Source organism: Achromobacter sp. AONIH1 (assembly GCF_002902905.1).
GTDB lineage: Bacteria > Pseudomonadota > Gammaproteobacteria > Burkholderiales > Burkholderiaceae_B > Achromobacter.
Window position 1 is genome coordinate 1,523,563 of sequence record NZ_CP026124.1, and the last position, 23,832, is coordinate 1,547,394.

Annotated in this window: 22 protein-coding genes; 14 read left to right on the plus strand and 8 right to left on the minus strand. The window is 68.2% G+C overall.

Going from position 1 to position 23,832, the window contains the following annotated elements:
- The first annotated feature begins 549 nt into the window (after positions 1-549).
- Positions 550-3,741, plus strand: coding sequence for an autotransporter outer membrane beta-barrel domain-containing protein (locus tag C2U31_RS07030; RefSeq protein ID WP_103272189.1), 3,192 nt, complete (start codon positions 550-552; stop codon positions 3,739-3,741).
- Here the strand turns inward: C2U31_RS07030 and C2U31_RS30460 are convergent.
- On the minus strand, positions 3,719-3,856 hold the full coding sequence (locus C2U31_RS30460; RefSeq protein ID WP_158658323.1) for a hypothetical protein: 138 nt from the start codon (positions 3,854-3,856) through the stop codon (positions 3,719-3,721). The genes C2U31_RS07030 and C2U31_RS30460 overlap by 23 nt on opposite strands.
- 240 nt (positions 3,857-4,096) lie before the next feature.
- On the opposite strand from C2U31_RS30460, the gene C2U31_RS07035 reads away from it, so the two are divergent.
- Positions 4,097-6,193 carry a bifunctional diguanylate cyclase/phosphodiesterase gene (locus C2U31_RS07035; RefSeq protein WP_103272190.1) on the plus strand — a complete coding sequence of 699 codons (2,097 nt, stop codon included), beginning with the start codon at positions 4,097-4,099 and terminating at the stop codon, positions 6,191-6,193.
- A gap of 56 nt (positions 6,194-6,249) precedes the next feature.
- Here C2U31_RS07035 and C2U31_RS07040 read toward each other — a convergent pair whose 3' ends face one another.
- Both C2U31_RS07040 and C2U31_RS07045 read right to left on the minus strand, forming a co-directional pair.
- A complete protein-coding gene (locus C2U31_RS07040) occupies positions 6,250-7,209 on the minus strand; it encodes a tripartite tricarboxylate transporter substrate binding protein (RefSeq protein WP_199770966.1) in 960 nt (319 codons plus the stop codon).
- 150 nt (positions 7,210-7,359) lie between these two features.
- Entirely contained in the window at positions 7,360-7,605 is a 246-nt protein-coding gene (locus C2U31_RS07045; RefSeq protein ID WP_103272191.1) for a hypothetical protein, read from the minus strand.
- Positions 7,606-7,789: 184 nt separating this feature from the next.
- Between C2U31_RS07045 and C2U31_RS07050 the strand changes: the two genes are divergently transcribed.
- The 10 genes from C2U31_RS07050 (at position 7,790) to C2U31_RS07095 (ending at position 17,446) form a co-directional block, all read left to right on the plus strand.
- Entirely contained in the window at positions 7,790-8,914 is a 1,125-nt protein-coding gene (locus C2U31_RS07050; protein WP_103272192.1) for a cupin domain-containing protein, read from the plus strand.
- An 85-nt stretch (positions 8,915-8,999) separates the two neighbouring features.
- Complete coding sequence (locus C2U31_RS07055; RefSeq protein WP_103272193.1) at positions 9,000-9,911, plus strand: fumarylacetoacetate hydrolase family protein; 912 nt, start codon at positions 9,000-9,002, stop codon at positions 9,909-9,911.
- Between the two features lie 71 nt (positions 9,912-9,982).
- Entirely contained in the window at positions 9,983-11,149 is a 1,167-nt protein-coding gene (locus tag C2U31_RS07060; RefSeq protein WP_103272194.1) for an ABC transporter substrate-binding protein, read from the plus strand.
- Positions 11,146-12,060 (plus strand): branched-chain amino acid ABC transporter permease, encoded by a 915-nt coding sequence (locus C2U31_RS07065; protein WP_103272195.1) that lies wholly within the window; start codon positions 11,146-11,148, stop codon positions 12,058-12,060. The genes C2U31_RS07060 and C2U31_RS07065 overlap by 4 nt, the downstream gene beginning before the upstream one ends.
- Positions 12,061-12,062: 2 nt before the next feature.
- Positions 12,063-13,043: a branched-chain amino acid ABC transporter permease gene (locus C2U31_RS07070; protein WP_233772689.1), complete on the plus strand. Its 981-nt coding sequence runs from the start codon at positions 12,063-12,065 to the stop codon at positions 13,041-13,043.
- A complete protein-coding gene (locus tag C2U31_RS07075; protein WP_233772690.1) occupies positions 13,033-13,953 on the plus strand; it encodes an ABC transporter ATP-binding protein in 921 nt (306 codons plus the stop codon). Before C2U31_RS07070 ends, C2U31_RS07075 begins: the two co-directional genes overlap by 11 nt.
- A complete protein-coding gene (locus C2U31_RS07080; protein WP_103272197.1) occupies positions 13,940-14,632 on the plus strand; it encodes an ABC transporter ATP-binding protein in 693 nt (230 codons plus the stop codon). The genes C2U31_RS07075 and C2U31_RS07080 overlap by 14 nt, the downstream gene beginning before the upstream one ends.
- 14 nt (positions 14,633-14,646) lie before the next feature.
- Entirely contained in the window at positions 14,647-15,690 is a 1,044-nt protein-coding gene (locus C2U31_RS07085) for a carbon-nitrogen hydrolase family protein (protein ID WP_103272198.1), read from the plus strand.
- Between the two features lie 123 nt (positions 15,691-15,813).
- A complete protein-coding gene (locus C2U31_RS07090) occupies positions 15,814-16,575 on the plus strand; it encodes a GntR family transcriptional regulator (RefSeq protein ID WP_103272199.1) in 762 nt (253 codons plus the stop codon).
- Positions 16,568-17,446, plus strand: a complete 879-nt coding sequence (locus C2U31_RS07095; protein WP_103272200.1) for an alpha/beta hydrolase — start codon at positions 16,568-16,570, stop codon at positions 17,444-17,446. The genes C2U31_RS07090 and C2U31_RS07095 overlap by 8 nt, the downstream gene beginning before the upstream one ends.
- Before the next feature lie 298 nt (positions 17,447-17,744).
- Here the strand turns inward: C2U31_RS07095 and C2U31_RS07105 are convergent, their stop codons facing one another.
- The 3 genes from C2U31_RS07105 to C2U31_RS07115 form a co-directional block, all read right to left on the minus strand.
- Entirely contained in the window at positions 17,745-18,266 is a 522-nt protein-coding gene (locus C2U31_RS07105; RefSeq protein ID WP_103272201.1) for a lipocalin family protein, read from the minus strand.
- Between the two features lie 82 nt (positions 18,267-18,348).
- Complete coding sequence (gene gshA, locus C2U31_RS07110) at positions 18,349-19,920, minus strand: glutamate--cysteine ligase (protein ID WP_103272202.1); 1,572 nt, start codon at positions 19,918-19,920, stop codon at positions 18,349-18,351.
- Positions 19,921-19,952: 32 nt separating this feature from the next.
- The gene (locus C2U31_RS07115) at positions 19,953-20,846 is read right to left on the minus strand and encodes an alpha/beta hydrolase (RefSeq protein ID WP_199770967.1); all 894 of its coding nucleotides are present in this window, start codon (positions 20,844-20,846) and stop codon (positions 19,953-19,955) included.
- A 60-nt stretch (positions 20,847-20,906) separates the two neighbouring features.
- Here C2U31_RS07115 and C2U31_RS07120 point away from each other — a divergent pair, with 60 nt between their 5' ends.
- Positions 20,907-21,449: a hypothetical protein gene (locus C2U31_RS07120; protein ID WP_103272204.1), complete on the plus strand. Its 543-nt coding sequence runs from the start codon at positions 20,907-20,909 to the stop codon at positions 21,447-21,449.
- On the opposite strand, the gene C2U31_RS07125 is transcribed toward C2U31_RS07120, so the two are convergent.
- On the minus strand, positions 21,433-21,747 hold the full coding sequence (locus C2U31_RS07125; protein ID WP_103272205.1) for a helix-turn-helix domain-containing protein: 315 nt from the start codon (positions 21,745-21,747) through the stop codon (positions 21,433-21,435). The two genes, C2U31_RS07120 and C2U31_RS07125, sit on opposite strands and share 17 nt — an antisense overlap.
- Positions 21,748-21,871: 124 nt before the next feature.
- On the opposite strand from C2U31_RS07125, the gene C2U31_RS07130 reads away from it, so the two are divergent.
- Positions 21,872-22,768, plus strand: a complete 897-nt coding sequence (locus tag C2U31_RS07130) for an AEC family transporter (protein WP_103272206.1) — start codon at positions 21,872-21,874, stop codon at positions 22,766-22,768.
- A 37-nt stretch (positions 22,769-22,805) separates the two neighbouring features.
- Here the strand turns inward: C2U31_RS07130 and C2U31_RS07135 are convergent, their stop codons facing one another.
- The gene (locus C2U31_RS07135) at positions 22,806-23,813 is read right to left on the minus strand and encodes an Ldh family oxidoreductase (RefSeq protein WP_103276294.1); all 1,008 of its coding nucleotides are present in this window, start codon (positions 23,811-23,813) and stop codon (positions 22,806-22,808) included.
- Positions 23,814-23,832 lie beyond the last annotated feature (19 nt).

Sequence of the window (23,832 nt, forward strand, 5' to 3'; positions counted from 1 at the left end):
CGCGCAATTGCCGCCTCGCCTGCGCCCCGGTCAAATTCCCCCGCTGAGTTTCCCTGCCGTCCAGCCCCAGCCCATTTGCGGCGCGGCTGATGCGCGCGTGCGTCGAACAAGCCGCCAGGCGATTCGGACTTTGGTCTGTTGGCATGCCATGACGCCGGTTCGCGTTGGTCCGTGCTGACGGACGCGTATCGGATCCGTTCATGCAAGAAGTTCGACGCATCGTCCTGGCGGTCGTCATACGGCAACCGCTGCCCAGGCGAACCCGGCGACTGACCTTGCCGCCTGCGTCGCGGGCATCAATATCGCAAACCCATCAGTTCCAAATACAAGTTCAAATCATTTTTGAGCTTCGTACAAACACTAACGAAATTGTCATTCGTTGCATGACGTTTAAGAATCATCCGGTGTTGCTCGTAGGTTGTGGCAAAGAAGATGAGGGCTTCCTTCACTACGCCGCTGCTCGCAGGGCGCCGGACAGTACCCTTTTCCACTTCGTGATTGGCTTGTGGTACGCGCCGGCGCCCTGCGCTCGCGGCCCGATCCCTAGCCATGCGACGTCATCTTCATCCCATCATGCGGGCCGTGCTTGCCGCAGCGCTGCCGGTCCTGCCTCATGCTTCCTGGGCGATTGACTACGACCATATCCTCGTCAACGATCCCTCGGGCTCCAGCGAAATCTTCCTGCGTCCCGGCGATACCGTCACCAACGCGGACCAGCTCACGGGTCTGGGTGCCGCGGTGGATGTTTCCGTTGCGGGCAATAGCGTTCATGCCGAGGGCGTCACCATCAGCACGTCCCGGCCCAACGACGGCAACCTCCTGGCCAACCCTGTGGGCGTGCGCGCCACCGGCGGCGGGACCGTCACGCTGCTGGATAGCACCGTCACCACGGAAGGCGACCGAAGCCGGGGCGGCCATGCGCTGCACGCCGAGGACGCCGGCAGCGCCATCACCGCCACCGACTCCCGCCTGGTCACCCACGGCATCAATGCCGACGGCGTGCAGGTGGAACGGGGCGCCCTCGTCACACTGAAGAATGTCGAAGTCACCACGCACGGCGATTTCGCCAACGGGATCCGGGTGAACGGCGTCGGCTCGACGCTCAAGGCCGACGGCGTGACGATCACCAATGCGTCGGAACAGGGGCGAACAGGCGTGGTCGGCAGCCAGGGGGCGCAGATCGACCTGAAGGATGCTGGTATTTTCACGCCGGGCGTCGGCGTGTACCTGTCCAGTTCACAGGCGGCGCTGAAGGACGTGACGATCCGAGGCGGCATCGGCATGCAGTTGAACAGTGTCAGCCTGCTGGATGCGCAGGCGCTGGAAGTGCATGCCGAGCGGAACGCGATCGAGATCGGAGAAGCTTCCGGCGCGGTGCTGTCAGGGGCGACCCTGACATCCGAAAGTGGCTATGGCATACGCGGCGGTAGCGGGGACAGCTATGCCAGGCTGAGCGATGTGTCCATAACGGCCCTGGGCAGCCAGGGTCAGGGCATTGTGTTCTCCCATCGCCTGGCCCGCGAACTGGAGGCGGAAAGACTGACCGTCGAATCCACGGGCATCGGCATCGACATGGCGGGCGGCGACACCCGCTTGAGCGACAGCCTGATCGACACCTACGGCACGGGCGCCTACGGGCTGATTTCCCGGGGCATGGGCGCCGAGGTCACGCTGCGGGATACTCGCCTGACCACCCGAGGCGATGGCGCGATCGGCCTGGTCGCGGGTAACGGAAACATCGGCCAGACGCCCGGACGATCCAGTCATTTTTCCCTGAACGGCGTGCGCATCAGTGCCATGGGCGCCGATGCGCACGGAATCTGGAGCTACACGACCCGCGCCGACGCGGATAATACGCTCGCGTTGGGGCCCGGCACGGTCATTGATACGCAGGACGGCATCGGCCTGCAGGTGAGCGGCGGCGATCACCGTGTGATGCTGGAAGATGCCGACATCATGGCGCGCCAGGGCGGCAAGGCCGAGGACGGCGTGCTGCTGCACATACGCCCGGCCAAGGTCACCAGCGGCGGCGTCGTCACGATGGTGGAAACCGGGCAGGTCGATCTGAGCGCCAGCGCTTCCGCGCTGAACGGCCACGTCATCGCCGCCAGCGGCACGCTGGACATGCGCCTGAGCAATGGCAGCACGCTGTCCGGCGCCATCAGGGAGAGTGGAACGGGACGCGTCAACAGCCTGGCGCTGGACGGCACGAGCACGTGGAACGCGCGCGGCGATTCCACGCTGGGCACCTTGAGCAATGCCGGCACCGTGGCCTTTTCCCCGCCGGGGGCTGACGGCTTCAAGACCTTGACCGTCGAGAACTACGAGGGGGACGGCACGCTGGTGCTCAACAGCCAGCTGGGCGACGACAGCTCGCCCACCGACAGGCTGGTCATCGACGGCGGAAGCGCCAGCGGCGACACCGGCCTGCGCGTGATCAACGCCGGCGGCGAGGGCGCCTACACGACCCGCGGCATTCGCCTGGTCCAGACCATCAACGGCGCCACCACGGCAGCCGACGCCTTCCACCTGGACGCCGGCTCCACCGGCTACCGCGCCAGTGGGGACACGCTGGCCTTGAATGGCTACGACTACAGCCTGGTGCGAGGCGGCAACGACGGCGTGGCGGACGACTGGTATCTGACGTCCTCGGACGCGCCGCCGCCCGGTCCCATCGACCCCTCCGATCCGGTGGACCCCACCGATCCTGCCGATCCGACAGACCCCGGCGTTACCCTGCCTCCGACAGAAGGCGCGGGCGACAGGAACGTCTCGCCGGAAAGCGGTGCCTGGGCCGGCAACCGGCGCGCCGCCTTGCGCCTGTTCTCGCACAGCCTGCGCGACCGCGACGCCCGTGCCGCCGACGCCGATGCGGGCAGCGCCGGGCGCGCGCTGTGGACCCGCATCCATGGAGGCCACGACAGCGGCCTGCGCATGGCCGAGGGTCGCGTCGATATCGAGACCGACAGCGCCATGGCGCAACTGGGCGTGGACTTGCTGCGCGCCCCGCTCGGCGCTGATGCAGCGCTGCGCATCGGCCTGATGGCCGGCTATGGCGATGCGCGCACGCGCTCGACTTCCACGCTGCGCCTGCCCGGCGCGCAGGCAAGGACACGAGTGCGCGCCACCGGCTCGATTTCCGGCTATGCCGCCGGCCTGTACGCCACCGTGTATGCCAATGACGTCACGCGCCTGGGCGCCTATGCCGATGCCTGGTTGCAATACGGGCGCTACGACAACCGCGTCAGCAGTGAACTGGGCACCGCGCGCTATGGCTCCAGCGTCTGGACCGCCTCGCTGGAAACCGGCTATGCCTTCAAGCCTTTCGCGGCCGGTTCGGCGCTGGCCGATATCGTGGTGGAACCCAAGGCGCAGCTCATCCACAGCCGCGACAAGGCCGAAGATGCCACGCTGCAAGGCATGCGCATGCGCAACGGTTCGCGCAGCGATACCGTGATGCGCGCCGGCGTGCGCATCTATCCCAAGCCCGCGCCGGACGCCGCGCCCGCCAGGATCCAGCCGTTCCTGGAAGCGAACTGGATCCGCAATGCCGGCTCGCCGTCGGTGCGCATGGGGTCGAACACGCTGGACGTCGCCCAGGCGCGCAACGCGCTGGAACTCAAGCTCGGCGCCCAGGCGAGCATTGCGCGCAATGTGCAGGTGTCGGCCCAGCTCGTGGGCACGGCAGGCGGCAAGGAGCGCGGCTATGGCGGCATGCTCAACCTGAGTTATCGCTGGTAGCGGTGACGGAGCCCGTCCGCATGGCGGGCTCCTGCAGGGATTGGATGGTATCCGCGGCATGTCGCGCGGCGGCATGCAGGGTCTTTTGGAAAATGCCGTCGCGCAGTTCGAACATTGAACGGATCCAGATACCGGCAATATTGCGAGTAATCGAATGCGCGCCATGACGCGAAATCGCGCCGCCACGCGCGCCCTGGCGTCTTTTCCTCCCGTTTGCCAGAAAAAAACAACAGAAGCATGAAAAGCCGCCAGCGCGCGCATCGCGCCGGTGCTTCCGTGATCAATCCGCTGGTAGCATTGGCTCACTGCGGGGCCGGCAAGATCGAAGCTGGGCCGCAGGCTTGCAGGAATAGCGATGCTGATCGGTGAATACAGTCCCCTCCTGGTTTTTCTTTCTTTAATTGTTGCGATTGTTGCGTCGTATACGGCGCTGGACATGGCGGGGAGGATCAGCAATGTCCGTGGGCGGGCCGCGAAATACTGGCTCGCCGGCGGGGCATCGGCGATGGGCCTGGGCATCTGGTCCATGCACTTTGTCGGCATGCTGGCCTTCAGCCTGCCGATCCCGCTGGGCTACGACCCGTGGATCACGCTGCTGTCGCTGCTGATCGCCATCGCGTTTTCCGCCTATTCGCTGCACCTGGTCTGCCAGGAGCGCCTGCCCTGGCAGAAGCTGGCGGTGGGCGCGCTGCTGATGGGCGCCGGCGTGGCCGGCATGCACTACACCGGCATGATCGCCATGCGCATGGCGCCGGGCATCGCCTACGACCCGGCCCTGTTCGCGCTTTCCATCCTCATCGCGGTGCTGGCATCGGGCGCGGCGCTGTGGATCGCGTTCAATCTCCGGCACAACACCACGCGCGTGCGGCGCATGCGCCTGCTGGGCGCCGTGGTCATGGGCATCGCCATCGTCGGCATGCACTACACGGGCATGGCGGCCGCCAATTTCCCGCTGGGCAGCATCTGCGGCGCCTTCGCCGGCGGTCTCAGCCCGGAATGGCTGGCGCTGTTCATCGTCACGGTCACCATGTCGGTGATGGGCACGGCGCTGCTGGTGTCGCTGCAGGACCTGCGGCTGGAGACCACGACCTCGACGTTGTCCAGTTCCCTGGTCAAGGCGAACGAGGAACTGACCTATCTGGCGCTGCACGACAACCTGACCAAGCTGGCCAACCGCCTGCTGCTGGATGACCGCCTCAAGCAGGCGCTGCGCACGGCGCGGCGCGACAAGGACCTGACTTTCGCGCTGATGTTCCTGGACCTGGACGGCTTCAAGGCCATCAACGACGTCTACGGCCATCACGTGGGCGATCTGCTGCTGATCGAAGTGGCGCAGCGCATACGCGGCGCCCTGCGCGAGGAAGACACCGTCGCCCGCATGGGCGGCGACGAGTTCGTGATCCTGGCGCTCAACATGGATCCGGCCAGCGCGGGCCGCCTGGCGGAAGACCTGATCGAGGCGATCCGCGAGCCGTTCCGCATCGATATCCATCAGCTCGCCATCTCGCTGAGCATTGGCATCGCCATCTATCCCAACGACGGCATCGACCAGGACGACCTGCTGACCAACGCCGACGCGGCGATGTACCACGCCAAGGGCATGGGCCGGGATACGTACTGCTTCTTCCAGTCGTCGATGAACGCCAATGTGCATCGCCAGCTGCAGCTGGTGCAGGACATGCGCCGCGCGCTGGAAAACAGCGAATTGCGACTGCACTACCAGCCCAAGTTCATGGCGCCCGACGGCCCCATCATCGGCGTCGAGGCGCTGGTGCGCTGGCAGCATCCCACGCTGGGCCTGTTGATGCCGGACGAGTTCATCCCCATCGTGGAGAAGACCGGACTGGTGATTCCGCTGGGCAAGTGGGTGCTGAACGAAGCCTGCCGGCAACTGGCGGCCTGGCACCGGGAACACGGTATTCGCTGGAGCGTGGCGGTCAACCTGTCGGCGGTGCAGTTCGGCCATCCGGACCTGGTGGGGACCGTGTCCGACGTGCTGCGGCGTCATGGCCTGGACGCCAGCTATCTGACGCTGGAGGTCACAGAATCCACCGCCATGAAGAACGCGGACGCGAGCCTGGCCATCCTGCAGCAGCTGCACGAGATGGGCGTGCGCATTTCCATCGATGACTTCGGCACCGGCTATTCCAGCCTGCTGTACCTGAAGCGCCTGCCGGCCACGGAATTGAAGATCGATCGCGGCTTCGTGCGAGACCTGGAGCAGGACACCGAGGACGCCGCCATCGTGTCGGCCATCATCGCGCTCGGCAACGCCTTGAAGGTGCAGGTCGTGGCCGAAGGCGTGGAAACGCCCGAACAGCGCGAGTTCCTGACCGAATTGGGCTGCCATTCGCTGCAGGGCTTTTTGCTGGGCAAGCCGATGAACGTGGAGTCTGTCGAATCGCTGATGACGCAGGACAGGCTGACCATCGATGCGGGCAAGGCTGGCTGAAGGCCGCCGGCAGCGGCCGATTCCGGTCACTGCATGCCGACGCCGATCCCCGGCGCTCAGTCCAGTGTCGCGCCCGTGAACTTGACGATCTCGGCGTAGCGCGTGATGTCCTGCCGCACGAAGGCGTCCAGTTCCTGCGGGCTGCTGCTGACCGCGGTGGCGGCCTCGGCGTCGAGCAGGCGACGGAAATCCGGCGACGCCACGGCATGGCGCGCCGCGTCGTTGAGCGCCGCCACAACGTCGGCCGGCATGCCTGCCGGGCCGAACAGCGCGAACCAGGCATTCGATTCAAAGCCCTTGATCGTGTCGCCGATGGGCGGCACGCCGGGAAACTGCGGCAGCGGCTGCGGGCTGGTCAGGCCCAGCGCCTTGAGCGCGCCGGACTTGATATGCGGCTGCGCGTTGAGCGAACTGGCGACCATCATGTCGACCTGGCCACCGAGCAGGTCGGTGATCGCCGGCGCCGTGCCCTTGTAGGGCACATTCAGGATATCCAGCCCGGCCATCATCTTCATACGCTCGCCGGCCATGTGCAGCGACGAGCCCAGCGCGCCGACCGCCATCGTGTACTTGCCAGGATGCGCCCGGACCTGTTCGACGAAGGTGGCCATGTCCTGAGCGGGGAAGTCCTTGCGCGTCACCAGCAGGCTGGGCACCCGGGCCAGCATGCTGATGGGTGTGAAGTCGCGGACCGGGTCGAAGGGCAGCTTGCGGTACAGCGAGGCGTTGATCGAAAAGCTCGTGAAGGTGACCAGCAGCGTGTTGCCGTCGGGCGCGCTCTTGGCGACGTAGTCGGCGGCGATGTTGCCGCCGGCGCCGGGACGGTTCTCGATCACGACGGTGCGCCGGAGCGTCTGGCTCATGTGCTGGCCGATGTTGCGGGCCACAGTGTCCGTGGTGCCGCCGGGCGGTGCGCCGACCACCAGCTTGACGGGCGGGGTCTGGGCGGCGACGGGCAGGCCGAACGCGCAGGCGACGAGCGCGCAGCGCGACAGGAAGCGGTGAAGTCGGGCCAAGGTTTCGTCTCCGGTGGATGCCGCGACGGCAGGCGCCCACCTTACCCATGCGCGCGCGAGCGGCGCAAGCCGTAGCGGCTCATGGCTTTCCCGACCTCGGGCCGCGTCAGGCCGGACGGGCGTCGGCCCGTCCGTTCATGCGCCGCCGGCTCAATCGTCCAGCGCGGGCACGGTGCCGATCTGCGCCAGGATGCGAGGCGATCCCATGTCGCCGGTTTCCTTGTCCACCATGACCTCGTAGGCGGCCACGCCGGCGAATTTCGCCGCCATGGAATTGGCGATGCGGATCGCGCCGAACTCGCTGCTGGCGGGGCGGATCTCGCCGGGGGCGACGCCGCCGGCGGCGGCGCGATAGGGTACGACGATGTATTGCATGACGTGAGCGGCTTCGGACATGAGCGTCTCCAGGCGACGGGTTGCACAGGCGAGCGCAATGTATCAGGACAACTGTGATTTTGTACAGTGGTTTTTGCAGGCTGATTGTCCCCAGGAAAACCCCTAGCGCGCGATTCTTGATCAGGCGCCATCCCCGGATTTAATATTTTCGAAAATCTAAATCTTTTTATAAAAAGAGGCTGGGATGGAGACGAACAGGTACGACGCATACCGCGAAGACCGGGCAGGCCGCGCCAATGTGGCCGACTCGCCGGAGCGCGTCGCCTATTACCAGGAGCTGGCGCGGCTGGAGACCGGCGCGCTGTGGACGGTGGCGAACAAGATCGAACCCTGGGCGCCGCGCTCGGCCTCGGTGCCTGTGGTCTGGCGCTACCAGGACCTGCGCGGCCACGTGCTGCGCTCGGCCGAGCTGGTCTCGCCCGAGGAAGCCGGCCGCCGCGTGATCTACCTGAACAATCCCGGCCGCCGCGACGTGGCCGCCGCCGTGGGCTGGCTGTACTCGGGCCTGCAGGTGATGAAGCCCGGCGAGCTGGCCTCGGCGCACGCGCACTCGCATTCCGCGCTGCGCTTCATCATGGAAGGTAGCGGCGCATACACCATCGTCGACGGCCACAAGATGACGCTGGGCGCGAACGACTTCGTGCTCACGCCCAACGGCACCTGGCACGAACACGGCGTGTCCGAGGACGGCACCACCTGCATCTGGCAGGACGGCCTGGACATCCCGCTGGTCAACGCGCTGGAAGCCGGCTTCTATGCCGTGCATCCGGACCTGAACCAGGCCGTCACGCATCCAGTCGACGACACCACCGCCACCTGGGGCGGCGTGGCGCTGCGTCCGCAGGCCTCGGGCTGGACCAAGCCCTACTCGCCGCTGTTCAAGTACGAATGGGAGCCCACCTACGAGGCGCTGCGCCACTACGCGCGCGTCACCGCCGGCAGCCCCTATGACGGCGTGCTGCTGGAGTACGTGAATCCCATGACCGGCGGGCCGGTGATGCCGACCATCGGCGCCAGCATGCAGCTGCTGCGGCCGGGCGAACACACCAAGGCGCACCGCCACACCGGCAGCTTCATCTACCAGGTGGCCAAGGGCAGCGGCTATTCCATCATCGAGGGCCGGCGCTACGACTGGACCGAGCGCGACATCTTCTGCGTGCCGTCTTGGGCCATGCACGAGCACGTCAACCTGTCCTCGAACGACGACGCCTGCCTGTTCTGTTTCAACGACCTGCCGGTCATGCGCGCGCTGTCGCTGTACCGCGAAGAGGCGCTCAAGGACAACGACGGTCATCAGACGCTGATCTGACGCGGTTCCAACAACGATTTTCTCTCCGACGCCCCGGCCCGCCGGGACGCCCGTATCCACTCGTCTTGAATTTTCTGGAGTTCCTATGCGCTTGGTGACTTTTCGCGCCCATCCCGCCGCCGCTGGCCGTCTTGGCGCGCTGGCCGACGGCTATGTGATCGACCTGGCCCTGCTGGGACAGGCCGGCGGCGTGGCGCTGCCCGATGACATGCTGAGCTTCATCGACCTGGGCCCGGCCGCGCTGGCGCAGGCCGCGCGCCTGCTCGAACAGTTCCGTGGCGCCTGGCCCGTGGGCGCCGCGCTGCCGCAGGAGAACGTCAAGCTGCTGGCGCCCATCCCGCGCCCGCGCAAGAACATCTTCGGCATCGGCCTGAACTATGTCGAGCACGTCGAGGAATCCAGCCGCACGCTGGATACGTCCGCCGACCTGCCCAAGCAGCCGGTGATCTTCTCCAAGCCGCCCACCACCGTGATCGGCCCGGGCGATGCGATCGAGCACAACGCCCGCATCACGCAGCAGCTGGACTGGGAAGTCGAGCTGGCCGTGATCATGGGCCGGCGCGCCGCGCGCGTGGCCGAGGCCGACGCGCTGTCCTACGTGTTCGGCTATAGCGTGATGCTGGACATGAGCGCGCGCGACTGCCGCCGCGCCGGCCAGTGGATCTATTCCAAGGGCCAGGACACCTATGCGCCGTTCGGTCCCTGCATCGTGACCGCCGACGAGATCCCGGATCCGCAGAAGCTGGACCTGTGGCTCACGGTGAACGGCGAGAAGAAGCAGGGCTCGAACACGCGCCACATGCTGTTCAAGGTGCCGTTCCTGATCTCGGACATCAGCGCCGGGATCACGCTGGAGCCGGGCGACATCATCGCCACCGGCACGCCGGAAGGCGTGGGCGCGGGTCGCAGCCCGCAGGAATGGCTGTGGCCGGGCGACGTGGTCGAGGCCGGCGTCGAGGGCATTGGCACGCTGCGCCATCCGGTCGTGGCCGTGTAAAGGCCGGCATTCCACGCAATCAATCCGCCCGGCGCGAGACGCCGGGCCATGCAGTCTCCAAGGGGAAAAACATGAACTGCAAAATGATCCTGGGATGCCTGGCGCTGGCCGCGGGCGCGTCGGCGCAGGCGGCCGGTCCGGTGAAGATCGGCTTCATCGCCACGCTGTCCACGCCGGCCGGGTACATCGGCGAGGACGAGCGCGACGCCTTCAACCTGGCCATCCAGCAGGGCGGCGGCAAGCTGGGCGGCGTGCCGGTCGAGCTGGTGATCGAGGACGACGGGCTCAAGCCCGCCAACGCCAAGCAGGCCGCCGACCGGCTGCTGCAATCGGGCGTCAGGCTCTACACCGGCGTGAACTTCTCGAACGTGCTGGCGGCAGTCGTGCCGGGCGTGGTGAAGTCGGGCGCGTTCTACGTCAGCCTGAACCCCGGCCCGTCGAACTTCGCCGGCGAGAAGTGCGATCCCAACTACTTCGTCGCGTCCTACCAGAACGACGCCTTCCACACCGCCGGCGGCGTGGCGGCCAATGAACTGGGCTACAAGCGCGTGGTGCTGCTCGCGCCGAACTACCAGGCCGGCCGCGACGCCATCGAGGGCTTCAAGCGCACCTACAAGGGCGAGGTCGCGGCCGAGATCTACACCAAGCTCGACCAGTCGGACTTCTCGGTCGAGCTGGCGCGGCTGCGTTCGCTGGCGCCCGACGCGATCTACCAGTTCCATCCCGGCGGCACCGGCATCAACTTCGTCAAGCAGTACGCGGCGGCCGGGCTGAACAAGACCATCCCCATGCTGATGCCCAGCTTCTCGATGGATGCCCGCATGATCCAGGCCACCGGCGACGCCTCGCTGGGCGCCTACACCACCGGCATCTGGTCGATGGACTTCGACAATCCGCAGTCCAAGGCCTTCGTGGAAGCGTTCAAGAAGGCCTATGGCCGCGCGCCCACCGACTACGCCATGCAGGCCTACGACACGGCCCAGCTGATCGGCGCGGGCCTGAAGGCCACCGGCGGCGACCTGTCCAAGGCGGCTGAATTCCGCGCCGCGCTGCGCAAGCCCGAGTTCGCCTCGCTGCGTGGCAAGTTCAGCATGAACGTCAACCAGCACCCGATCCAGGACCTGTACCTGATGCGCGTCGAGAAGGGCGCCGACGGCAGCCTGTCGCCGCGCCTGGTCCGCAAGCTGGTGTCCGATGACAAGGACGCCTACGCCCAACTCTGCAAGATGCCGTCATGACGCTATTGTTCGAGCAGTTGCTCAACGGGCTGCAGTTCGGCGCCATGCTGTTCATGCTGGCGGCCGGACTGACCCTGATCTTCGGGATCATGGGCGTGGTCAACCTGACCCACGGCTCGTTCTACATGGTGGGCGCGTACTGCGCCGCCTACGCCATCGGCACCACCGGCTCGTTCCTCGCGGGCGTACTGGCGGCGCTGCTGGGGGCGGGGCTGTACGGCCTGACGGTCGAGATCCTGGTGATACGCCGGCTCTACAAGCGCGATCACCTGTACCAGGTGCTGGCCACCTTCGGCCTGCTGCTGTTCAGCAACGAGGCGGTCAGCCTGATCTTCGGCCGCCGTCCGCCGCTGGTCGGCATCCCGTCCTTCCTGGAAGGCGCGGCGACGCTGGCGCCGGGCTTCCAGTACCCGATCATTCGGCTGGCCTTCATCGCCATCGGCGCGGCCGTGGCGCTGGGCCTGTGGTGGCTGGTCAACCGCACCCGCGTCGGCATGCTGATCCGCGCCGGCGCCGACGACCGCGAGATGGTCGACGCGCTGGGCATGGATATCAAGAAACTCTACACCCTGGTGTTCGGCCTGGGCGCGCTGCTGTGCGGCCTGGCGGGCGTGATGGCCGCGCCGCTGCTGGCCGTCGAGATCGGCATGGGCGAGCGCATCCTGATCACCACCTTCGTGGTCATCGTGATCGGCGGCGTGGGCTCGGTGCGCGGGGCGCTGGCCGGCGCGCTACTGGTGGGCATGGTGGACAGCCTGGGGCGCGCCTTTCTGCCGCAGCTGCTGGGCGCGGTGTTCTCGCCGGCCACCGCCGATCCGCTGGCCGCGGGCCTGGCCTCGGCCAGCATTTACGTACTGATGGCGATCGTGCTGATCGCCAAGCCGGGCGGGTTGTTCCCGGCGCGAGGATGAGCATGGGCATGACACTTTCCAATCGCGGCCGCTGGGGCCTGGCGGGGCTGGCCCTGCTGATCCTGCTGCCGGCCGCGGCGGCGGCATCGGGCTCGCCGTTCCTGATCGGCGTGGTGACGCGCTTCCTGATCTATGGCCTGGCAGCCGTCAGCCTGGACCTGGTCATCGGCTATGGCGCCATGGTGAGCTTCGGCCACGCCATGTTCTTCGGCCTGGGCGGCTATGCCGTGGGCATCATCGCCTTCCACACGTCCGAGGCCGGACCCATCTTCGGCTGGGCCGGCAGCAACGCGGCGCTGGTGGTCTGGCCGATCGCGCTGGCGGTGTGCGCGCTGGCTGGCTGGGTCTTCGGCTTTCTGGCGCTGCGCACGCGCGGCGTGCAGTTCATCATGATCACGCTGGCGTTCGGGCAGATGGTGTATTTCATCCTGGTGTCGCTGCAGTTCTACGGCGGCGACGACGGGCTGATGATCTCGGCGCGCAACACGCTGCCGGGCATCAACCTGGAAAGCCCGCTGGTTTTCTACTACGTGTGCCTGGCGCTGCTGACGGCCTGGACGCTCCTGTGCATGCGCATCACCAGCTCGCGCTTCGGCATGGTGCTGCAGGCGCTGCGCCAGAGCGAGCGGCGCGCGCTGAATCTGGGCGTGGCGCCCACGCCGTACCGTCTGGGGGCCTTCGTGCTGTCGGCGGTGGGCACCGGCCTGGCCGGCGTGCTGTGGGCCAACTATGCCGGCCTGGTGACGCCGGACATGGCCGCCTGGACCAAGTCGGGCGAGCTGATGGCCATCGTGATCCTGGGCGGCGTGGGCACGCTGCTGGGGCCGATCGCCGGCGCCGCCGTGTTCCTGGGGCTGGAGCAGGTGCTGACGTCGCTGACCGAGCACTGGCTGCTGTACATGGGGCCGATCCTGGTGCTGGTGGTGCTGTGCGGCCAAAAGGGCTTGTTCGGCAGCCTCTTGGAGACGCGCCATGCTGATTAAGCCCACCCCCGAAGCGCTGCGCGCTTCCCCATCAAGGGGGCGCCTCGGCGGACCGGCGGAGCCGGATCCGCGCGGCCCCGGTAGAAACAGTCGCGATGGCGACGCTGCTGCTCATGGTGAGGCCGGCGCGCTGCTGCGCCTGTCCGGCCTGCGCAAGGCCTTCGACGCGGTGGTGGCCACCAACGGCGTGGACCTGGACGTGCGCGCCGGCGAGATCCACGCCATCATCGGCCCGAACGGCGCAGGCAAGTCCACGCTGATCGCGCAGATCTGCGGCGAGATCCGGCCCGATTCCGGCTCCATCCACCTGGACGGCCGCGACGTGACGGCGCTGCGCGCCTTCGAGCGCGCGCGGCTGGGCCTGGGCCGCTCGTTCCAGATCACCGAGCTGTGCCAGGAATACACGGCGCTGGAGAACGTGATCCTGTCCTGCATGCTCAAGACCGGCCGGGCCTTTCAGCTCTGGTCCGACCCGCGCCGCGACGCCGGGCTCAAGGAGCAGGCGTTGGGCTGGCTGGAGCACGTGGGCCTGCGCGACCGCCGCCATGTGCGCACCGCCGACCTGGCGCATGGCGAGAAGCGCCAGCTGGAGCTGGCCGTGGCGCTGGCCCGCTCGCCGCGATTGCTGCTGCTGGACGAGCCCATGGCCGGCATGGGGCCGGAGGAATCGGCCCGCATGACCCGGCTGCTGCAAGGCATGAAGGGGCAGTACGGCATCCTGCTGGTCGAGCACGACATGGACGCCGTGTTCGCGCTGGCCGACCGCATCAGCGTGCTGGTGTACGGCAAGGTGGTGTTCAGCGGGCCGCCCGACGCGGTGCGCCGCCATCCGGAGGTGCGCGCCGCCTACCTGGGCGAGGAAAGCGTCGGCGAGGCGCGGGCTTTGGGAGAAGCGCATGTTGAAGGTTGAGGAGCTGACCGGCGGGTACGGGTCCAGCAAGGTGCTGTTCGGCATGGCCTTCGAGGCCAGCGAGGGCGAAGTCATCTCGCTGATCGGCCGCAATGGCATGGGCAAGACCACCACCGTCAAGACGCTGATGGGCATGCTGCCCGCCACCGGCGGCAGCGTGACCTTCCGTGGCCGCGTGCTGGGCCGCTCGGCGCCCAGCGCGGTGGCGCGCCTGGGCGTGGGCCTGGTGCCCGAGGGGCGGCGCGTGTTCGGTTCGCTGAGCGTGCGCGAGAACCTGGTGGCCACGGCGCGGCCCGCGTCCGGCGGTTGGTCGCTGGAGCGCGTGTATGAACTGTTTCCCAGGCTGAAGGAACGCAGCGGCCAGTCCTCGCGCACGCTGTCCGGCGGCGAGCAGCAGATGCTGGTGGTCGGCCGCGCGCTGATGACCAATCCCAAGCTGCTGATCCTGGACGAGGCCACCGAAGGTCTGGCGCCGCTGATCCGCCAGGAAATCTGGCGTTGCCTGCGCGCATTGAAGGCCGAGGGCCAGACCATCCTGGTGATCGACAAGAACCTGCCGGAAATGGCCACCCTGGTCGACCGGCATTACATCGTGGACAAGGGGCGCGTAGCCTGGTCCGGCAAACCCGCCGAGCTGTCGGCGCAGCCGGAACTGGCGCAGCGCTACCTGGGCATCTGAACGGAGACGAACGCATGTTGAACCTGCCTGTATTCAAGGCCGCCGCGGTCCAGGCCGCGCCGGTATTCCTGGACACCGACGCCACCGTCGACAAGGCCTGCGCGTTGATATCCGAGGCCGCCGGCAACGGCGCCAAGCTGGTCGCGTTCCCGGAGGTCTACATCTCGGCCTATCCGTACTGGAGCTGGGTGATGAACCCGGTCGAGGCCAGCCCCTGGTTCGAGAAGCTGTGCCGCAGCGCCATCGAACTGCCCGGCCCGGAAATCCGCCGCATCGCCCAGGCCGCGCGCCAGCATCACGTCCACGTGGTGATGGGCGTGAACGAGCGCAGCCGCCATGGCGTCAGCACCATCTACAACACCATGGTGTTCATCAGCGACGAAGGCCGCATCCTGGGCCGGCATCGCAAGCTGGTGCCGACCTGGGCCGAGAAGCTGACCTGGGCGCACGGCGACGGCGAGTCGCTGCGCGTGTACGACACCCCGGTCGGCAAGCTGGGCGGCCTGGCCTGCGGCGAGAACACCAACACCCTGGCGCGCTTCTCGCTGCTGGCGCAGGGCGAGATGGTGCACGTGGCCAGCTACATCTCGCTGCCGGTGGCGCCGCCCGACTACGACATGGCCGAGGCGATCCGGTTGCGGGCCTCGGCCCACAGCTTCGAGGGCAAGGTGTTCACCGTGGTGTCCTGCTCCACGATCTCGAAAGAGATTCAGGATGCCATCGGCGCCAGCCACCCGCAGGCCCGCGAGACGCTGGCCCGCCGCAACAGCGCGTTCTCCGGCATCATCGGGCCGGACGGCCGTGTCATCGGCGAACCGCTGATCGATGATGAAGGCATTGTCTATGCCGACATCGACCTGTCGCGCTGCATCCAGCCGCGACAGATGCACGACATCGTGGGCCACTACAACCGCTTCGACGTGTTCGACCTGCGGGTGAACCGCCGGCCGTTGCGGGCCGCCCGCTTTGACGACGGACAGGAGCCGGACCTGAACGAGGGGCTGGACGAGGGGTTGGACGAGGGCAAGACGCCGGCCGAGGCCAGGGCGCGCGGGTAGAATGAGCCGCCCGCGCGTCGCCGCGCCGCAGCGGCCGCAATCAGCCAGCCGCGCACGCCGCGCGGCCGGCTCGCCGGCGCGCCCGCGCCGCGCGCGGACCAAGCCGCCTGTCTGGAGAGCATCTTGAGACCAAGAATCAAAGCGTCCCGCCTGGACGAGCCCGGGTCGGACGGAAGCCCCGAAATAGAAGAAATCACGCTGTCCGAGCAGGTCTACCGGCTGCTGCGGCGGGACATCATGAGCGGCGCCTTCGCGCCGGGCCAGTCGCTGCGCCTGGAGCTGCTCAAGCAGCGCTACGGCAGCAGCTTCTCGCCCATCCGCGAGGCGCTCAACCGCCTGCGCAGCGAGCGCATGGTGGTCAGCACCACCTCGCGCGGTTTTCGCATCGCGCCGCTGTCGGTCGAGGAAATGTGGGACGCCTGCGAAACCCGCATCCTGATCGATTGCGAGGCGCTGCGGCGTTCATTGGGCAACGCCGACGACGCCTGGGAGGCGCGGCTGGTGGGCGCCTATCACGCGCTGACGCTGGCCGCGCAGCGAGCCGGCGAGGCCGTCCCGCCGGACCAGGAACTGGAAGAGCTGCTGGAAGCGCGCCACCTGGATTTCCACCACGCGCTGATCGGGGCCTGCCGCTCGCACTGGCTGCTGGATCTGTCCACGCAGCTGTATGCGCAGACCGAGCGCTACCGCCGTCCGGCGCGCGCCGGCGCGACCGCCTACGGGCCGGAGCGCAATGTCGACGACGAGCACCGCCAGCTGCTGGACGCGGCGCTGTCGCGCGACGCCGACAAGTCGGCGGCCATGCTGGCCGCGCATTACCGCAAGACCGCGCAGTTCATCGAACACATCATCTCGACCCAGGACAGGCAGGCCCTTCATGCGTGACGTCACTCCCGATCTTTTCTTCGCCTCGATCGCCGAGCGCGAGGTGCAGTACAACGCGCGCGCCTCGGTCGCGGATTTCGACGCCTGCGTGCGCCGCTACGCGGAATCGGCGGCGCGCGTGCGCACGCGCCGGCCGGCCGTGCTGAACCTGCGGTACGGCATGGGCCAGGACGAAAGGCTGGACCTGTTCCTGCCGGCCGCCGCGCAGGCTTCGGCGCCGCTGTTCGTGTTCATCCATGGCGGCTACTGGCGCTCGCAGCGCAAGGAAGACGCGCCCGTCATGGCCGAGGCGTTCAACGCGGCCGGCGCCGCCGTGGCCACGCTGGAGTACACGCTGCTGCCCGAAGCCACGCTGCCCGAGGTGGTGCGCGAGGTCCGCTCCGCCGTGGCCTGGCTGTACCGCAACGCCGCCGCCTATGGCGTGGATCCCGCGCGCATCTACGTCAGCGGCAGCTCGGCCGGCGGCCATCTGGCGGGCATGCTGGCCGCGCCGGACTGGCAGGCGCGCTACGGCGTGCCGGACGACGTGATCAAGGGCACGCTGGCCCTGAGCGGCCTGTTCGACCTGCGCCCGCTGTGCGACATCAGCGTCAGCGACTGGCTGCGCCTGACGCCCGAGCAGGCCAGGCTGCAAAGCCCGATCTTTCACCTGCCCGCGCAGGCCGGTCCCATGCTGCTGGCCGTGGGCGGCCTGGAGACGCAGGGTTTCAAGAATCAGACCGATGCCTATGAGGCCGCCTGGCGCGCCGCCGGCCTGTCGGCCACGCGCATCGCCACGCCGCAGTGCAATCACTTCGATCTGGTCAATGAGCTGGAGGATCCGGACAGCGATCTGACGCGGGCGACCCTGGAGATGATGGGGCTGCGGTGAGCGCCAGTCCCGAAGCGTTGCGCGTCTTCCTGCGAAATATCAGTCCGTGGCCGCCAATGACCGTACCGGCGGCTGCTCATGCTGTTGCGCCTGCCACAAGTCGTAGTTGGCCTGCATCGCCAGCCAGGCCCAATGCCTCGATGACTCCACGCAGGATTTCGCCCGGTTGCGCTGAGTTGTGCATCATGCCCTGAGGCCTGGCGCGAGGCGTCTGGGGACATGAGCTGCGTGGGGGCTGCGCGCCGGGCTTGCGCGACGAGGCGCTCTCAGAAAATGATGGCTGGGGGAGACGTGAACGCTACTTCTGCGGCGTATACCGCAGCTCATCCAGCTGATAGCCCTGCGCCTTGGCGGCGGCCAGCGCGCGGTCCAGGTCTTCCTGCGGCAGCTGGGGCGAGCGCGACAGGATCCACAGATACTTGCGGTCGGGCGTGCCGACCACGGCCCAGCGGTATTCCGGGTCCAGGCCGATGATCCAGTAGTCGCCCTTGAAGGGGGGCAGGAACGTGACTTCCAGCTTGGCGTTGTTGCTGCCTTCGACCACGGTGGCCGTGCCGGACGCGGAATCGACCTCGCCGTCCTTGTTGCGGCAGCGGTTGTTCACGCCCACGCTGCCGTCCGGATGCAGCGTGTATTCGGCCGTGGTGTCGCCCACGCAGTCGCGCTGGAACACCATGGGGAAGTTGGCGATTTCGTACCACATGCCGGCGTAGCGTTTCAGGTCCACCGACTCCACGGTTTGCATGGGCGGCGGGGCGGCGTGGGCGACGCTGGCCATGCTGGCGGCCAGGGCCAGCAGGGCGGTTGCGATGCGGCGCATGAGTAAGACCTCCTGGTGTGACGAACGACCGGCCCGCCGGCGGGCATCGCCGCGCCTCGGACCAAAACCCTAACGATACGCCTTATTTGCGCGGCGCCTTGAGCGCGGCGTGGTAACGGGCGACATAGGTGTCGAAATCCTCCGTGTCGGCCTGCTCGATGCGGATCTGCTCGGCGGCCGAGTCGCGCGCGGCCTGCTCATAGGCGGCGGCCGTCGCGGCGGGCAGCGGCTGCGCGCGCAGCGTCTCGGCGTGCTTGCGGCTCAGGTCCAGCGAGTAGTCGTGGAACGAGACGCCGCCGTCGACCAGCTCGCGCAGCAGGCGCGCCGAGGGCGTGGCATCGGGATCGCCGAGCTTGGCGCGCTGGGCGGCCAGCGCGCGGGCGTAGGCGTCGCCGCCCAGCGCCGAGTCATACAGGGCGGCGTAGGGCGCGATGCGGTCCAGCAGTTCGTTGCCCCATTGCGCCAGGCTCACGGGCTGGCCTTCGCGGTCCAGTTGCAGGCCGGGCTTGCGGCCTTCCTTGACGACGGTGGAGAAGTTGTCGGCGCTGCGCTGGCAATAACCGCTGGCGGGGAAGTAGGGGCTGTCGGATGCGGCGCAGAACAGCAGGAAGGCATCGACGAAGCGGCCGGTCTCGGCCTGGATGCCGACCGGCGCGTAGGGGTCGATGTCCAGGCAGCGCACTTCCACGTACTGCACGCCGCGCTCGGCCAGCGCGGTGATCGGGCGCTCGCAGCGGCCGGTGGCGCGCTTGGGGCGGATGCTCGAGTAGTACTCGTTTTCGATCTGCAGCACGTTGGTGTTGAGCTGGATCCACTGGCCGTCGCGGTGGGTGCCGATCTTCTGGTAATCGGGCCAGGGCTGGGTGACGGCATCGAACAGGCGGCCCAGGAAGGTGTCCAGGTCGTTGTAGCAGAGCTTGAGCTGCGACTGGGCCTTGTTCTGGTAGCCCAGGTCGCTCATGCGCAGGCTGGTGGCGTGCGGCAGGTACAGCGTGTGGTCGCCCAGGCTTTGCAGCGGGTGTTCGTGGCCGCGCAGGAAATCACGCGCCAGCGCCGGCGCCGCGCCGAACAGGTACATCAGCAGCCAGGAATAGCGGGTGAAGTTGCGGATCAGCCCGATATAGCCGCGCGAGCGGCGGTCCTGGGTGGTGCCGGGCGCGGTGTCCAGCACGTCCCACAGCCCGTCGGCCAGCGAGTAGTTGTAATGCACGCCGGCGATGCACTGCATGGTCTTGCCATAGCGCTCGGCCAGGCCACGGCGGTAGACGTGCTTGAGCATGCCGGTATTGGAGGTGCCGTACCAGGCGATGGGGATGTCCGCTTCGCCGGGCAGCGTGGCCGGCATGGACTGGTTCCAGATCAGCTCCTGGCCCAGCACGCTGTAGACGTGGCGGTGGGTATCGCTAAGCTCACCCAGCAGCGCGTCGACGTCGCGGTGGGTGCCGGTGATCAGTTCCAGCAGCGACTCGGAGTAGTCCGTGGTGACGTGTTCGTTGGTCAGCGCCGAGCCCAGGCGGGCGGGGTGGGGCGTCAGGGCCAGCTTGCCCTGGCCGTCCACGCGCAGGCCTTCTTTCTCGATGCCCCGCAGGGTGTCCTTGAGCAGCGGCAGGTTGGCTTCCAGGCGGGCGTAGCGGTTGGCGGCGGTATCGGTCACGGAGTCTTCTCGTTCGGGTCTGTCGCCGGATTTTACGGGGTGCTGGCCTCCTCTGCCGAGGGAGTCAATACTGGGGACAGGGACAATGCCTGCGCGGTGCGCGCCAGCCATTCATCCAGGTCGGCGTAGACCGGGTCCGCGATCGGGGCGGTTTCGTTGAAGATCTCGTGCCAGGCGGTGTCGTACCAGCGCAGGGTCAGCAGCTCGGCCGGCGCGCGCTGGGCGAACTGGCGGCTGCCTTCGGCGGCCACGATGGAATCGTCGCCCGCCACCATCAGCAGGGTGCGGCAGGACAGCAGATGGGCTTCGCGCAGCGAGGCGGCGCCGCCTTCGTCGACGAAGCGCGCCAGCCGGCCCGTCATGCTGCGACGCACCAGCGGATCCCTGCGGTAGGCCTTGACCACGGCCCGGTCGTGCGAGATGCGGGCCGGCGCCAAGCCGTGCGGCACGCGCAGATCGGGCGTGTGGCGCGACATCCAGGTCAGCGTGCGTCGCACCCAGGGCGGCACGTGCACCACGAAGGGCGGCGAGCTGAGCACCAGTGCGTCCAGTTCCACCAGGCGCCGCAGCGCGATCCGCACAGCCACCAGCGCGCCCAGGCTGTGGGCCAGCAGAATGGGTGGGCGGCCCTGCGCGCGGGTCCAGGCCCGCAGCCGGTCCACGGCGTCGGTCACCAGGTCATCTTCCTGGACCAGCGTGGCGGGCCGCCCGCTGGAACGGCCATGGCCGCGGTGGTCGTGCGCGCCCACCACCCAGCCGCGCGCGGTCAGCCAGCGGGCCAGCCGGTCATAGCGGCCGGCATGCTCGCTCAGGCCATGCAGCAGGTAGATGCTGGGCGTGCCCGGGCCGTCGATCGGCGGGGGGACGTTGGGGGCGGCCGGCCAGAGATAATTGGCCAGTGGCGTGCCGTCGGGCGCGGGGGTCATCGAAATCGGCGACAATTTCTGGCTTCCTTGGTTTGAACAGGTCGTGAGGCCCTGCGGACAATGACGATTTCATCGCTGTTTCGTTTCACGTTCAAGAAAGCCGGCGCGATCGTTGCGCTGGCCGCCATCGTGGCCTGTTCGCCCAGTTACAACTGGCGCGAGCTGGACGTGGCCGATGGCCATGTGCGGGCCGCCTTTCCCGACACGGTGAAGACCGAGACCCGGGACACCCGGGTCGACACCATGACCATGCCCGTCACTATGGCCAGCGCCAAGGTCGGCGACGGCATGTTCGCCGTGGTCTCGGCGCCGCTGCCGGCGGAGATCGCCGCCAGCCCGGGCGCGAGCCGGGGGCTGGGCGTGGCGGCGATGCGGTCGCTGTACCTGAATCTGCAGGTGCAGCCGCCGCTGGAGTTTCCGCCCTATGGCCAGGTCATCGAGATACGGGGCCAGAGCGGCGGCCAACCTTTCTGGATGCTGGCGCGCGTCTGGGTGACCGACACCATGCTGATCGAGGCCATCGCGGCCGGCAGCGAGAAAGGGCTGCCGCGCGAGCGCGCGCGCGAATTCCTGGATTCGGTCGTGCTCAAGAAGACGCCGTGAACGCATCCAGCAGTTTTTCCTGCAGGGCCTTGGCCACGGCGGCGCGCCGTCCGCGCACGCCCAGCCGTTCGCAGGCGTTGCGCAGGTGGAAGTTGACCGTGCTTTCGCTCAGGCCGAGGATGCGGGAGGTTTCCCAGCTGGTCTTGCCGATGGCCGCCCAGCGCAGGCATTGGGCCTGCCGAGGCGACAGCGGCAGGGCGGCGGGCCGCGAGCCTGGCGCGGCGCGGGCAGGGGTGGCAGGAGTATCGGCCGGCGCGTCGGCGGGTCGGTCGGCGGAACCGGGAAGGGATTGCGGCATGGCGTCTGGCGCCGGCGGGCGCTGGCGGGTGGATGATGCGGACCATGTTCGGCCGTCATCCCAGAAAGCCGCAAACCTTCGCGCCTGTACGTATTGCCCACTTGATCTTTGACGGAATCGTCGCATGCCGGCCATCGTCCAGTTCTATCTCTCGGCCATCGTGCTGATGCTGCCCCTGCTGTTCTGCGTGGGCATCGGCGTCTACTGGGGCAAGCGCGACCTGCCGTTCGGCGGCTCCTTCATCACCACGCTGGTCACGTCGGTGACCACGCCCGCCCTGGTGTTCCATACCTTCGTCACCACGCGGCTGGACGATCGCGCGCTGGCCGACGTGGCGGCCGCCACGGTGCTGGCGCTGCTGCTGTGCGCGCTGGCCGGCGCGCTGCTGCTCAAAGTGCTGAAACTGCCGGTGCGCACGCTGCTGCCCACCGCCTTCCTGCCCAACGCCGGGAATCTGGGGCTGCCCATGTCGCAGCTGGCTTTCGGCGACGCGGGCCTGTCGGTGGCGGTGGCGTTCTTCGCGGTGAACTCCTTCATCATGCACACGGTGGCGGTGCGGCTGCTGCCCGGCGTGAATACGCGCGGCAGCTGGAAAAGCCCGATCCTGCTGGCCTCGCTGGCGGCGGTGGGCATGCGCGTGGCGCACGTGCCGGTGCCCGACTGGCTGATCGAGACCGCGCGCATGCTGGGCGCGGTCACCGTGCCGCTGATGCTGCTGAGCCTGGGGCACGCGCTGGCGCTGATCCCGTCAGGCGGCGTGCGCGACGGCGCCAAGGTGGCGGCCATTCGCCTGATCACGGGGCTGGCCGCCGGGCTGCTCGTGGTGTGGGCGCTGGACCTGGAGGCCGTCCTGGCCGGCGCGCTGACGCTGCAGATGGCCATGCCCTGCGCCGTGGTCAGCTACATGTACGCGCGCCGCTATACGGACCTGGGCGACACCGCCGCCGGCGCGGTGCTGGTGTCGACGGTGGTGTTCCTGCTGCTGGCGCCGTTGATGCTTTGGTTCAGTCACGGGCATTGACCGGGGTGGGTGGATCCAGCCGCCTCATTTTGTTGGATCATGATGCGCCTGCCATGGCGCGCAGCTGCGCCATCAGCGCCTCGGGCAATTCCACGCCGTGCTTGAGCGCCTCGTCGCGCAGCTTGCGGCGGCGGTCGCCGGGCAGGCGCACGTGCTCATCTTCCAGCATGACGTCAACCAGCGTCTCCACCCGTTCCAGGTAGGCATCGTTGCCGGCCAGGGCGCCGGGATCGATCGCCATGAAGGCCTGGCCCAGCCGCGCCGGGCCGCCTTCGTCGACGAAGAAGGACTCGGTCTCGAAGCCGAAGTGCGAACCGGTCAGGGCGCAGGCCAGCAGTTCGACGATCAGCGCCAGCATGGCGCCCTTGACGCCGCCGGCGGGCAGCATGCTGCCCGCCAGCCCGGCCTTGGGATCGGTGGTGGGATTGCCGTCGGCGTCCAGCGCCCAGCCCAGCGGAATGGGCTGGTTGTCGCGCGCGGCGATCATCAGCTTGCCGCGCGCCACCTGCGACAGCGACAGGTCGATCACCAGCCGCGCGCCGCCGCGCCGGGGAAAGACGGCGGCGATGGGATTGGTGCCGAACAGTGGCCGCTTGCCGCCCCAGGCGGGCATGGCGGCGGGCGAATTGCTCAGCGCCAGGCCAACCAGGCCCAGGTCGGCCATGGCTTCCAGGTGGTAGCCGGCCTCGCCGAAGTGATGGCTGTTGGTGACGCCGATGAAGGCCACGCCGTGCTCGCGGGCACGCAGGCCGGCCTGCTCGACGGCCAGCGCGCAGGCGGGAAAGGCCAGCCCGGAACCGGCGTCGATCAGCGCCGCGCCGCCGCGCTCGCGCACGATGCGCGGCACCGCCGAGCCGATGGCCCGGCCGGCGCGCAGGTGGCCGGCATAGAAGGGCACGCGCGACAGGCCGTGCGAGCTGAGTCCCTGGCTTTCGGCGAAGACCAGCGCGCGGGCGGTGCTGTCGGCCATGGCGGGGTTGGCGCCGGCGGCGGCCAGGCCGGCTGCCGCCAGGTGTTGCAGTTCGTCCAGATAGATGTGAGCCATATCCTTCTCGTCAGTGGGC